Raw genomic sequence first — 11749 nt, 5'->3', positions numbered from 1 at the left:
CCCCCCCCGGATAATTCCCCCCACCCCCCCGGCCTCCCGCATAATCGCCGCGGGTTTGCCCCCACCCCCCCCCCCCCATCTTGTTTTACACAAAAAAAAAAAACCCCCGGGGGGGCCGCGCCCCCCCCCGGCTCATTGTGTCGTCCGGTTTTCAGGGCTGCTTGGGCAGCAGCGACCATATCGCCGGCACCAGGCTGGCGGCGAGCGCAACCTTGATCAAATCCCCGAGGACGAACGGCAAAACGCCGAACTGCCACGCCTTTTCCACGCCGATGAGGGTGGCCAGCCAGGCAAAGCCCATGGCCATCATGACGATTTCGGCGACCAGCATGGCGTTGAACAGCTTGATCGGGTGGCGGTCCCAGCCGCGGTCGGCGGCCCAGCCGACAATGGCTGCCATGACGATGAAGCCGGCGAGATAACCGCCGGTGCCGCCGATCATGTAGGCGATGCCGATGCCCTTTTCAGGCGTGCTCTGGAAGACCGGGAAGCCCATGGCGCCTTCGGCCATGTAGAGAAGCAGGGTAGCGACGCCAAGCCGCAGGCCAAATGCGGTGGCGATCAGCAGGACGGCCAGCGTCTGCATCGAGATGTCGACCGGCCCGAGCACGACTTTCGTCTTGGCCGACAGGGTCAAAAGCAGCGTTCCGGCGATCGCCAGCAAAAGCTGGGTTGCCAGGCGCTGCGCGCCCTCCTGGGGCAAAGCGAGAGAAACAAGCGGGCGCATCGTCGTTGCAAGTGCCATGGTCTTCCCCAATCCGGATTGCCGCAGATCGCGGCCTTGCGTTTTTCTATATTGGCTTCCGTGTTATGCGGCAATCAGTTTTGCCGTCTTCCTGAACAGAGATTCAACGACACCGCCATGGCGCTCAAATTCGACACCAGCTTCGATCCGGCCTATGGCGAGGGCGTCACCGTTGCGCCGGACGTCTTGCGCGTCACCGCCAAAAACCCCAGCCCGTTCACCTTTCACGGCACCAACAGCTACATCGTCGGGCGCGATACGCTGGCGGTGATCGATCCGGGCCCCGATGACGAGGCGCATTTCCAGACGTTGCTGAAGGTGATCGCAAACCGGCCGGTCAGCCATATCTTCGTCAGCCACACGCATCGCGACCATTCTCCGCTGGCCGCCCGGCTGAAAGCGCACACCGGCGCTATTGTACTGGCCGAAGGCCCGCACCGCCCGGCAAGGCCGCTGCGGATCGGCGAGATCAACCCGCTCGACGCCAGCGCCGACACGGTTTTCGTCCCGGAGATCGCGTTGCCCGACAATGCGCTGGTCGAGGGCGATGACTGGACGATCCGGACGGTGCTGACGCCGGGCCACACCGCCAATCACGCGGCATTTGCGCTCGAAGGCACCGGCATCCTGTTTTCAGCCGACCATGTGATGGCGTGGGCGACATCGATCGTGGCGCCGCCGGACGGAGCGATGGCCGACTACATGGCCTCGCTCGACAGGCTGATCGCGCGCGGCGATCGCCTGCTGCTGCCCGGCCATGGCGGCCCGGTGACCGCGCCGCGCAGCTTCATGCGCGGGCTCAAGACCCATCGCAAGATGCGCGAACGGGCGATCCTCGAGCGGATCCGCGACGGCGACCGGACGATCCCGGACATGGTCAAGGCGATCTACCGGGATACCGACCCACGCCTGCATGGCGCTGCCGGTCTGTCGGTGCTTGCCCATCTCGAAGACCTGGTGGCGCGCGGCCTGATTGCCACCCAGGGTGACCCGGCCATCGACGGCGTCTTTGTGCCGGTGGGGTAGAGAACTACTCGGCCGGAGCCGCACCCACCTGGCCCGCAACCTCCTGGTCGAGTTCGGCGAGGAACCCGACGATGCGCGCCGCATTGTCGCCGAGGTCATAGCGGCCGTAGCGGGAGGCCGAGCGCATGTCGACGACGATGGTGTCGCCATCATTGCTGACCCGGATGGCGACGTCGGCGGGCAGGCCGACGACGAAGCTCCGGGCCACGGCCGATATCGTCACCTCGTCTTGACCGTCGGTCACTGGGTATGGCGCGGTAAGTTGCCAATCGCGGCGGTCGAGCACGGTTTCAACGGCGTCGACGACGGTTTCGAAAGGCAGATTGTAGCTATGCCCGGTGACCAGCGGATAGGCGTCGGCCTGCAGGCGCGCTTCGCCCGGCGTTGGCAGCGCGAGCACGTTCATGTCCTTGGTGCGGTCGCTGGTGTCGAGCACTGGCGGATTGTCGAGGTCCGTCGTGATGTCCCTCAGGGGCGGCGTGGTCGCCGCCAAATAGGTGGCAAAGCCGTAGGGCGTCAGCACCAGCAGCGCCAGCAGGGCGCCGACCGAGAGGTCGCGGCCGCCACGGTCACCGAAATGCCACAGCCGGGACAAAGCGAGGCCGGCAAACAGCAAAGCGAATGCGGCAAGCAAGGCGACGATCGCCAGCACCCACAGGAAGGCCGGCGTTTCGACCAGTTCGAAATGATGGCCGGCCAGCACGGTGAGCAGCAGGACCAGGGCAAAAGCGCCCGTGCGCCGCGACCAGCCGGCCGCCTTCGATGTCTGCCGCTCGTCAATTTCCATTGTCTTCAGCACCGCCCCAACCCGCACAGACGCTTAGAGCAAAGGATGCTCAAATTGAACATCCCCTGCCCTAACGTTTTTGCCGCCGGTAGCTTGAAGGTCAAGGAAACGCACGGTCCCGGTCAATCCGTCGGCAGGCGGTAGTCGCTGAACTGCTTGCGCAAGGTGATCTTCTGGATCTTGCCGGTGGCGGTGTGCGGGATTTCGCTGATGAAAGCGACGTCGTCGGGCATCCACCATTTCGCCACCTTGCCGTCCATGAACGCCAGTATGTCCGCCTTGCTCGGCTCCTTGCCGGGTTTGGCGACCACGACCAGCAAGGGCCGTTCGCCCCATTTCGAATGATGGACGCCGATCGCCGCGGCCTCGGCGACATCGGGATGGCCGACGGCGAGGTTCTCCAGGTCGATGGTCGATATCCACTCGCCGCCCGACTTGATGACGTCCTTGGCGCGATCGGTGATCTGCATGTAGCCGCCGGAATCGATATGGGCGACATCGCCAGTGTCGAACCAGCCGTCCTTGTCGAACTGCTCGGCTCCGACGCCGCCAGAATAGGCGCTGGCGACGGCTGGACCGCGCACCTTCAGCCGGCCGAAGGTCTTGCCGTCCCAAGGCAGTTCCTTGTCGTCGTCATCCGTCACCTTCATCTCGACGCCGAAGGGCGGGTAGCCCTGCTTGCCCTGGATATCGAGCCGGTCCTCGCCCTCGAGCGCTTGATACTGCGGCTTCATGGTGCACAGCGTGCCGAGCGGCGACATTTCGGTCATGCCCCAGGCATGGATGACTTCGACACCGTAATTGTCCTGGAATTTCCTGATGATGGCGCGCGGGCAGGACGAGCCGCCGATGACGACTTTGCTGAGATAGGGAAGCTTCTTGCCGGTCTCTTCCAGATGCTGCAGCAGCATCATCCAGACGGTCGGCACGGCGGCGCTGAAGGTCACCTTCTCGGTGTCGAGCAGCTCGTAGATCGAGGCGCCGTCCATCTTGCAACCGGGCATGACCAGCTTGGCGCCGATCATCGGCGCGCTCTGGCCAAGGCCCCAGGCATTGGCATGAAACATCGGCACGACGGGGAGGATCGTGTCCCGCGCGGAGAGGCCCATGGCGTCGGGCATGGCGGCGATCATGGCATGCAGCACATTCGAGCGGTGGCTGTAGAGCACGCCTTTGGGATCGCCCGTCGTGCCGGAGGTGTAGCACATGCCGGCTGCGGTGTTTTCGCCGAAAACCTTCCAGGCGAAGTCGCCATCGGCCTCGTTCAACCAGTCCTCATAGGCAACCACATTCGGCAGCGTCGTTTCAGGCAGATGCGCCTTGTCGGTCAGGACGATCACCTTTTTCAGCGATTTGACCGCGCCGGCGATCTTTTCCAGCAGCGGCATGAAGGTCAGGTCGACGAAGATCCCTCTATCCTGCGCATTGTTCATGATCCAGACGATCTGCTCGGGGAACAAACGCGGGTTAAGCGTATGGTAGACGGCGCCGATGCCCATGATGCCGTACCAGGCCTCTATGTGGCGCGCCGTGTTCCAGGCCAGGGTCGCGATGCGGTCGCCGAGCACAAAGCCATCGCGCTCCAACCGTTGAGCGACCTTGAGGGCGCGGCGATGAACTTCAGCATAGGTGGTGCGAACGACAGGACCTTCGATCGAGCGCGAGACGATCTCGCGCGTCCCGTGCTGCCGCTCGGCATTGTCGATCAGCTTGTGGCAGAGCAGCGGCCATTCCTGCATCAGTCCGAGCATCTGGTTCCTCCCATTGCTTCCTCGTTTTTCCCGTCTTTTGTTCCATTGTGGGACGAACGGAAGGATTGTCCAGTCGTGACGTCTCCAACCGTTAACGGCTGAAGCAAGCAGTGATCGAAAGGCGGAGAAAACCGCCACAATCCGGCCATCGTCGACGTTAAGGTTCGTTAACGGGGTAGGGGTGCGGATTGGCGACTGAAAGAGGTTCGCATGGACACGCAGCTCGACGACAAGCAGATCGACGGCAGGCAGATCGACGACAGGCAGATCGACGACAGGCAGATCGACGACAGGCAGCTGGATGACAGCGGGGCCCAAGACGTGCAGTTGGACGATATTCAACTCGACGACAAAGAGCTTGAAGACACGCTTGCCGCAAGTCTGGCCGATCTCGTGCCGGAGGCCAAAAAGGTCACCGAAGACGAATTTGTCGAGGTGGTCGGCGGCGCCCTGGAAGCGGTCGGCGGCACGCTGCTGTTCAAAATGTGCGTCCAGAACGAAGGCGAAGGCCAGCATGTCGCCGCCGCATCGATCGGCGACGGCGGCAATCGCCAGTTCCTGCTGCTCACCTTGCCGACCGGCGGCGGCCCGCTAAAGGTCGAGACGACGTCAAGAAGCACCAACCCGGTAGCCGGTATTGCCGCGGCCTATGCCGGCCTCATGGACGTGTTCAAGACCGCAGCCTGAGCATTCCACGCGGGATCGTTTTTAGTGATCGGAAGGCCAGCTCTGGCCTACTGGCGAAGGCTTGCGCAACGAGTTCTCCAGACACATTTTAGGGACATGGGAAGCAACCCCGCACGCTCCCAATCGAACTGTGCTCCCAATCGAACAAGGAGAACCCCCGCATGGACCAGATCGCCAACCCCGCCCCCGGCTTTCAGAGCAATCCCGGCAAGGTCATCACCGTCGAACCCTATCGCGGTACCGTGGTCGTGCGTGCCGGCGATACGGTGATCGCCTCATCGACGCGAGCGAAGCTTCTGTCCGAACCGCCCTACCCCCAGGCATTCTACATCCCCTTCGAAGACATCGACTTCACCCAGCTCGGCAAAACCACCCTGTCGACCCACTGCCCCTACAAGGGCGACGCCAGCTACTGGAGCGTGCTGCCGGCCGGCGAGACCGGCAAGGACGCAATGTGGGGCTATGAGCAGCCCTTCGACGAAATGGCTGAGATACGCTACCACGGCGCCTTCTATCCCAACAGGGTGACGATCGAAGCAGCACCGGCCTGAGCAAGCGACTCAAGCCGCCGTTGCTCGCTTCGTCATCCCAGGGTCTTCGCGACGGAGCTTCGCTCCTGTTTCATCCTGGGATGACGAAGCTCAGAGGCCTCGGTTAATCTCAAACGTCGGCGACGTCAGTCCAAAGGCGATGAAACTGCCTGCCGCCGCCTGATCCTAATCAGTCGTCCCGTCGTTGCCGACACCGTCGGCGTCATCCAGCCGCACGAACATCAGCCCCTTGGCCTTCAGCGCGAGCAGACCTTGCACGACGCCCTCGCCGGCAGCGTGGGTCGGCTGGTTGATGTGGGCGATGATGACATCGCCATCCTTGGCGGCGGCGATGCGCCGGGCAGTTTCTTTTGCGCCGAGCAACGAGCCGCCATCGCCGTTGATCGAAAAGCCGGCGACCTTGAAGCCGAGCCTGCGGATCATGGCGATAGCCGACGGGCTGTATTCGGCGGTCGCGCCGCGAAACCATTTCGGCGCCGGCTCGCCGGTGCCAGCGAGAGCGGCAGCGCCCGATTCGACTTCGGCCTGCACCGCTTCCGGGCTGCCGGCGCTGCGGATGCCGTAGATCTTGCGCGGCGTGTCAACGGCCGGGATGTGATGGCCGCCATGGTTTTCCAGTTCGAACAGGTCCGGATGCGCGCGCATGATCTCGACGGCGGCGGCGTTGCGCTTCAGCCAGATACCGGTGACGAAGATCGTCGCCGGAATCCGGTTCTCCACCAGCGCCGACAGGATCCTCGTATCGGTCTGGCCGCCGCAGGCGTCGAGCGTAAGCGCGACGCGGCCGACACTGCTACCGTCCTCAGCCTTCAGATGCAGCGCCGGCTCGACAAGCGGCGCGGCCTGGGCCGAGGACACGGCCACGATAGATAGCGCCAAGGCGCAAAACAGCTTTTGCAAGGGATGCCTGTCTTGTCTGAGAATCGGCGCTGTCATAGCCGCATCCCAGGACCCGCAACAAGGCGGAAATCGGGATAGTGGCCGTGAGGAAGCTGATATCCCGACAATGTGACCGCCGCGCACCGTCAGACGGCGTGTTCCAGTTCCACATGCGTGCGTGACAGGACTTCGCGCACGGCCGCGACGACCGGTTCGACCTCGAGGCGCCAGACGCAGCAGGCCTTGCTGGGATCGAGCGGATTGCACAGGCTGCCCGCCACGCAATTGCACGGCATGGATGGCTGCAAGGCGAGGCTGGGCACGCCGACCGGTCCCCAGACGGCCGGGCTGGTCAGGCCGAAAAGGCCGACAACCGGCGTTCCGGCCGCTGCTGCCATGTGCATGGGGCCGCTCTCATTGCCGACAAACAGCCGCGCCTGCTGCAACACCGCCAGCAGCGTTTCCAGCGACAGCGCGCCGACGAGGTTGATGATCGACGCGGCACTGGCGAGGATCTGCTCGGCCGGCTTGCGCTCGTCAGGGCCGCCGACGAGTACGAAATCCAGTCCGGTTTCGCGCGAAATCGTGTCGATCACGGCGGCAAAGCGTTCATGCTGCCAGCGCCGGCCGTGAAAACTTGCGCCGGCATGCACCGCGATAAAGCCGTTTGGCCGCAAATGGTGTTTGTCCAGCAATGCCTGGGCCCTCGCCGTCTCCATCGGCAATGGCCGAATCGACGGCACCCGCACGCGCAGGCCGATGCCGAGCGGCTCGAGCGGCGAAAGGTAGCGGTAGAGATAGTGACGTTCGCCAAAACCGAACGGCTCGGCAAAGACATTGGCGGGCTGGCGCTCATGCCAGCGCAGCGGCCTTTCCGGAGGATTGTAGCCGATGCGGGTGCTGGCGTTGAGGAACCTGACGATGAGCCGCGATGTCTTTGAATCGGTGAGGTCGATGGTCAGGTCGAAACGGAATTGGCGCAGCTTGCTGATCATAGAATAGAGCTCGCGCCCACGCTCCAGCGGGGTGCCGCGCATGGCGGCGCGGCGGAAGCTGACGACCTCGGCGGCGATGCCGTGCGCGGTGACGAAACTGGCGAGGCGCGCCTCGCAGAGAAAGACGATCCTGACACCGGGATATTCGAGCTGCAGGTTCTTGGCGAGCGTGGAGGACAGAACAATATCGCCGATGAACTTGGTCTGGATAATCAGGATCGAGCGGAAGGGTCTGGGCGAAATCTGTAACATCTTTTCTCGGCACCGGCGGGTTGGGGGGCCGTGAAATTGGGAAGAAACGATGTCGGGATTGCGTGTTGGGGCGCGCACATCAGCGTGAATTTGCTTACAAAATCGTAAGCTTAGCGCCAAACGGCCACCCAGGGGTGGCCGTTTCATCGATACCGAAAGGACTGTGTCGAAATCAGGATGCCGCGGCGCTCTTTTTGGGGCGCGGCACTGCTGTTTTGGCAATCTGCACCGCGGCTTGGGCTGCGGCCAATCTTGCGATCGGCACGCGGTAGGGAGAGCACGAGACATAGTCGAGGCCGACCTCTTCGCAGAAGCGGATCGAGGCCGGATCGCCGCCATGTTCACCGCATATGCCGAGCTTGATGTCGGGCCGTGTCGCCCTGCCCTTTTGCGCAGCCATGCGCACCAGTTCGCCGACGCCCTCGATGTCGAGCGAGACGAACGGGTCCTGCTCGATGATGCCCTTCTGCCGATAGGTCTCAAGGAACGAGGCAGCATCGTCGCGCGAGATGCCGAAGGTGGTCTGGGTGAGATCGTTGGTGCCGAAGGAGAAGAACTCGGCCGTAGCGGCGATGACGTGGGCGCGGATCGCCGCGCGCGGAAGCTCGATCATCGTGCCGGTGAGATAGTCGATCTTGACGCCGGTCTCGTCCATGACAGCCTTGGCGACCGCATCGATGCGCGCCTTGACGTAGTCGAGCTCCTTCACCAGGCCGACCAGCGGCACCATGATCTCGGGAACGACCAGCGCGCCGGCTTTCTTGCCGGCCTCGACGGCTGCCTCGAAAATGGCGCGCGCCTGCATCTCGGCAATCTCGGGATAGGAGACGGCGAGGCGGCAGCCGCGATGGCCGAGCATCGGGTTGAACTCGTGCAGGGCTTCGGTGCGCTGCCTGAGCTTGTCGAGCGAGACGTTCATGGCGGCGGCGACCTCCGCCACCTCCGCTTCCGTCTTGGGCAGGAATTCGTGCAGCGGCGGATCGAGCAGCCGGATCGTCACCGGCAGGCCGGCCATGATCTCGAACAGTTCGAGGAAATCCGAGCGCTGCATCGGCAACAGCTTGGCGAGCGCGGTGCGGCGGTCCTTCTCGGTATCGGCCAGGATCATCTCGCGCATGGCGACGATACGCTCGCCGTCGAAGAACATGTGCTCGGTGCGGCAGAGGCCGATGCCTTCGGCGCCGAAGGAGCGCGCCATGCGCGCATCGAGCGGCGTCTCGGCATTGGTGCGCACCTTCATGCGGCGCACCGCATCGGCCCATTCCATGATGGCGGCGAAATCGCCCGACAGTTCCGGCTGCAGCATCGACACGGCGCCCTTCAGCACCTGGCCGTTGCTACCATCGATGGTGATGATGTCGCCCTTGCGGAAGGTCTGGCCCATCGACATCAGCGTGCCGGCCTTGTAGTCGACACGCAGCGAGCCGGCGCCCGAAACGCAAGGCTTGCCCATGCCGCGCGCGACCACGGCGGCGTGGCTGGTCATGCCGCCGCGCGTGGTCAGGATGCCTTCTGAAGCATGCATGCCGTGAATGTCTTCGGGGCTGGTTTCGATGCGCACCAGGATTGCCTTGCGACCTTGCGTCTTCAGATCCTCGGCATCGGCGGACGAGAAGACGATCTCGCCGGTCGCGGCGCCCGGAGAAGCCGGCAGGCCGACGCCGATGACATCGCGCGCGGCCTTGGGGTCGATGGTAGGATGCAACAGCTGATCGAGCGAGGCGGGATCGATGCGGGCGACCGCCTCCTCCGTCGTGATCAGCTTGTCGCGCGCCATTTCGACGGCAATCTTCAGCGCCGCCTTGGCGGTGCGCTTGCCGGAACGCGTCTGCAGCATCCACAATTTGCCGCGCTCGATGGTGAATTCGAGATCCTGCATGTCGCGGTAGTGCTGTTCCAGGCGGTCGGAGATGTCGACGAAGGACCGGAACGCGTCCGGCATCAGTTTCTGCAGCGACGGCTTGTCGGAGCCGGCGGCGATGCGCGCCGCCTCGGTGATGTTTTGCGGCGTGCGGATGCCGGCTACGACATCCTCGCCCTGCGCGTTCACCAGGAATTCGCCATAGAGCATCTTTTCGCCGGTCGAGGGGTTGCGCGTGAAGGCGACGCCGGTGGCCGACGTCTCGCCCATGTTGCCGAATACCATGGCCTGGACATTGACCGCCGTGCCCCAGCTTTCCGGGATGTCGTGCAGGCGCCGGTAGGTGATGGCGCGGTTGTTCATCCAGCTGGAAAATACCGCGCCGATCGCCCCCCACAGCTGCTCGTGCGGGTCCTGCGGAAACGGCTTGTCGAGTTCCTCCTCGACCTTGGCCTTGTAAAGGGCGATGACGCTCTGCCATTCCTGCGCTGTCAGTTCGGTGTCGAGCTCGTGGCCGAGGCTCGCCTTCTGGTCCTCCAGGATTTCCTCGAACACTTCGTGGTCGAGACCCATGACGACATCGGAATACATCTGAATGAAGCGGCGGTAGCTGTCATAGGCAAAGCGGGCATCGCCGGAATCGGCTGCCAACGCCTCGACCGTCTCGTCATTGAGGCCGAGATTGAGCACGGTGTCCATCATGCCCGGCATCGAGGCCCTGGCCCCGGAGCGGACCGAGACCAGAAGCAGCTTCGACGGATCGCCGAAACGGCGCCCCGTCAGCTGCCCGATATGGTCCAGCGCCTTGACGACATCGGCCTGCAACGCGGCCGGATAGCTGTTGCCGTTGGCGTAATAGGCGTTGCAGACTTCGGTGGTGAGGGTGAAGCCCGGCGGCACGGGCAGGCCAAGACTGCACATCTCGGCCAGATTGGCGCCTTTGCCGCCGAGAAGGTTGCGGTCGCCCGCACGTCCCTCCGCGGCGCCATCGCCGAAGGTGTAGACCCATTTGGTCATGCTCGCCCTCCAAGTCCTCGGAAGATAGAACACCGGGGCCAAGACCCGGTTCCCCCGCGTTCCGACCCGAGCGTTATTATGCTGCAGTGCGAAAGGCAAGGTGTGGCAGCGAAGCCCGGCGACTACAATCGATTAAGCAAAAGCTGCGTCGAAAAGACTTGCCGGATCGCTGCCCAGGATATAGAACATATAGGGAACAAGTTGGGAGCAGCGTGATGAAACTCAACGGAAAACTCGACTATCTCGAACTGCCCGCGACCGGCGCGACGCTGGACAGCGTCAAGGCTTTCTACAGCGCCGCCTTCTCGTGGTCGTTCACCGATTACGGGCCGACCTATTCGGCCTTCGGCGAAGGGCTCGATGGCGGCTTCCAGGCCGATGCAGCGGAGGCGCCGGCGAAACCATTGCCGGTGCTCTATTCGCAGGATCTGGAAGCAACGCTCGACGTTGTCGAAAGCGCCGGCGGCACGATCGTCAAGCCGATATTCTCGTTCCCGGGCGGCAGGCGGTTCCATTTCACCGATCCCGCTGGCAACGAGTTGGCGGTCTGGGGCGAATAGCGCGTCCCCGCGCCAAGCGGTGGATCAGTTTTGCACAGTGGCCAACTCGGCATTGAGCTTTCGTGCCGCTCGTCCTATAAGGCCGCGCGCAACGGGCAAAGCTCGCTTGCTGGGGCGTCGCCAAGTGGTAAGGCATCGGTTTTTGGTACCGACATTCCCAGGTTCGAATCCTGGCGCCCCAGCCAAATCACATGCCTTTGGAATCAATGATTTACCGACCTTATCGATGGCTGCCGTCAGGAGCTATCTGACTCCCACGCGACCCCGACTCCGTTGACAGAGCCGGGGCCGTGCGGAGAGGATCAGTAATCGTTGTCGTCCTGGATGACGACGGGATGATGCCGATGATGTCGATAATAGCGATGATGGCTGCGCTCGATCGAGCCGGTCACGATGACCGTATCCCGGCGATGATGTCTGCGGCCGTGGTCGTAGAAGGCAACCGTGCCGTGTCTGCGGTGATGAAGGCGTTGACCCTGGTCATTGATGACCTTTACGCTCCTGTGATGATGTCGATGGTGGGTCGTGATGACCACGTCAGCTTCGGCTGCCGGAGCTATCGTCGGCATGGCAATGAACAGCGCCAAGGCGCTCACGATCATTGTTTTCATTGTAATATCTCCACCTGCTAATTATCC

Annotated in this window: 11 protein-coding genes and 1 tRNA gene; 5 read left to right on the top strand and 7 right to left on the bottom strand. The window is 63.3% G+C overall.

Features of this window, described 5'->3' with window-relative positions; genetic code table 11:
- Positions 1-151 precede the first annotated feature (151 nt).
- Positions 152-745: a biotin transporter BioY gene (locus NKJ78_RS22315; RefSeq protein ID WP_023738505.1), complete on the bottom strand. Its 594-nt coding sequence runs from the start codon at positions 743-745 to the stop codon at positions 152-154.
- Positions 746-862: 117 nt separating this feature from the next.
- Here NKJ78_RS22315 and NKJ78_RS22310 point away from each other — a divergent pair, with 117 nt between their 5' ends.
- On the top strand, positions 863-1771 hold the full coding sequence (locus NKJ78_RS22310; RefSeq protein ID WP_023738504.1) for an MBL fold metallo-hydrolase: 909 nt from the start codon (positions 863-865) through the stop codon (positions 1769-1771).
- Positions 1772-1775: 4 nt separating this feature from the next.
- On the opposite strand, the gene NKJ78_RS22305 is transcribed toward NKJ78_RS22310, so the two are convergent.
- Together NKJ78_RS22305 and NKJ78_RS22300 are read right to left on the bottom strand one after the other, a co-directional pair.
- Complete coding sequence (locus NKJ78_RS22305) at positions 1776-2558, bottom strand: DUF1499 domain-containing protein (RefSeq protein WP_023684603.1); 783 nt, start codon at positions 2556-2558, stop codon at positions 1776-1778.
- Positions 2559-2680: 122 nt separating this feature from the next.
- On the bottom strand, positions 2681-4309 hold the full coding sequence (locus NKJ78_RS22300) for a fatty-acid--CoA ligase (RefSeq protein WP_352562634.1): 1629 nt from the start codon (positions 4307-4309) through the stop codon (positions 2681-2683).
- A 327-nt stretch (positions 4310-4636) separates the two neighbouring features.
- Between NKJ78_RS22300 and NKJ78_RS22295 the strand changes: the two genes are divergently transcribed.
- Both NKJ78_RS22295 and NKJ78_RS22290 read left to right on the top strand, forming a co-directional pair.
- The gene (locus NKJ78_RS22295; RefSeq protein WP_023684605.1) at positions 4637-4996 is read left to right on the top strand and encodes a hypothetical protein; all 360 of its coding nucleotides are present in this window, start codon (positions 4637-4639) and stop codon (positions 4994-4996) included.
- 161 nt (positions 4997-5157) lie between these two features.
- Positions 5158-5547, top strand: a complete 390-nt coding sequence (locus NKJ78_RS22290) for a DUF427 domain-containing protein (RefSeq protein ID WP_023738502.1) — start codon at positions 5158-5160, stop codon at positions 5545-5547.
- A 165-nt stretch (positions 5548-5712) separates the two neighbouring features.
- On the opposite strand, the gene NKJ78_RS22285 is transcribed toward NKJ78_RS22290, so the two are convergent.
- The 3 genes from NKJ78_RS22285 to ppdK all read right to left on the bottom strand — a co-directional run bounded on the left by NKJ78_RS22285 (position 5713) and on the right by ppdK (position 10551).
- Complete coding sequence (locus NKJ78_RS22285; RefSeq protein ID WP_050593115.1) at positions 5713-6483, bottom strand: polysaccharide deacetylase family protein; 771 nt, start codon at positions 6481-6483, stop codon at positions 5713-5715.
- A gap of 89 nt (positions 6484-6572) precedes the next feature.
- Positions 6573-7673, bottom strand: a complete 1101-nt coding sequence (locus NKJ78_RS22280; RefSeq protein WP_352562633.1) for a glycosyltransferase family 9 protein — start codon at positions 7671-7673, stop codon at positions 6573-6575.
- Between the two features lie 172 nt (positions 7674-7845).
- Positions 7846-10551 carry a pyruvate, phosphate dikinase gene (ppdK, locus tag NKJ78_RS22275; protein WP_023670693.1) on the bottom strand — a complete coding sequence of 902 codons (2706 nt, stop codon included), beginning with the start codon at positions 10549-10551 and terminating at the stop codon, positions 7846-7848.
- A 215-nt stretch (positions 10552-10766) separates the two neighbouring features.
- Here ppdK and NKJ78_RS22270 point away from each other — a divergent pair, with 215 nt between their 5' ends.
- Positions 10767-11111: a VOC family protein gene (locus NKJ78_RS22270; RefSeq protein ID WP_023670692.1), complete on the top strand. Its 345-nt coding sequence runs from the start codon at positions 10767-10769 to the stop codon at positions 11109-11111.
- A gap of 110 nt (positions 11112-11221) precedes the next feature.
- A tRNA-Gln gene (locus NKJ78_RS22265) sits at positions 11222-11296 on the top strand.
- Between the two features lie 117 nt (positions 11297-11413).
- On the opposite strand, the gene NKJ78_RS22260 is transcribed toward NKJ78_RS22265, so the two are convergent.
- Complete coding sequence (locus NKJ78_RS22260; protein ID WP_023670691.1) at positions 11414-11722, bottom strand: hypothetical protein; 309 nt, start codon at positions 11720-11722, stop codon at positions 11414-11416.
- Between the last annotated feature and the right edge of the window lie 27 nt (positions 11723-11749).

It is taken from the genome of Mesorhizobium sp. M0037 (assembly GCF_040323635.1).
Classification (GTDB): Bacteria; Pseudomonadota; Alphaproteobacteria; order Rhizobiales; family Rhizobiaceae; genus Mesorhizobium.
Note: the sequence above shows the minus strand (reverse complement) of the source record. Positions and strands in the feature narration are given on the sequence as shown.

Bases quoted from the DNA above. Each gene is read 5' to 3' on its own strand.
- NKJ78_RS22315 (WP_023738505.1), bottom strand. From the start codon at position 745: ATGGCACTTGCAACGACGATGCGCCCGCTTGTTTCTCTCGCTTTGCCC.
- NKJ78_RS22310 (WP_023738504.1), top strand. From the start codon at position 863: ATGGCGCTCAAATTCGACACCAGCTTCGATCCGGCCTATGGCGAGGGC.
- NKJ78_RS22305 (WP_023684603.1), bottom strand. From the start codon at position 2,558: ATGGAAATTGACGAGCGGCAGACATCGAAGGCGGCCGGCTGGTCGCGG.
- NKJ78_RS22300 (WP_352562634.1), bottom strand. From the start codon at position 4,309: ATGCTCGGACTGATGCAGGAATGGCCGCTGCTCTGCCACAAGCTGATC.
- NKJ78_RS22290 (WP_023738502.1), top strand. From the start codon at position 5,158: ATGGACCAGATCGCCAACCCCGCCCCCGGCTTTCAGAGCAATCCCGGC.
- NKJ78_RS22285 (WP_050593115.1), bottom strand. From the start codon at position 6,483: ATGACAGCGCCGATTCTCAGACAAGACAGGCATCCCTTGCAAAAGCTG.
- NKJ78_RS22280 (WP_352562633.1), bottom strand. From the start codon at position 7,673: ATGTTACAGATTTCGCCCAGACCCTTCCGCTCGATCCTGATTATCCAG.
- ppdK (WP_023670693.1), bottom strand. From the start codon at position 10,551: ATGACCAAATGGGTCTACACCTTCGGCGATGGCGCCGCGGAGGGACGT.
- NKJ78_RS22270 (WP_023670692.1), top strand. From the start codon at position 10,767: ATGAAACTCAACGGAAAACTCGACTATCTCGAACTGCCCGCGACCGGC.
- NKJ78_RS22260 (WP_023670691.1), bottom strand. From the start codon at position 11,722: ATGAAAACAATGATCGTGAGCGCCTTGGCGCTGTTCATTGCCATGCCG.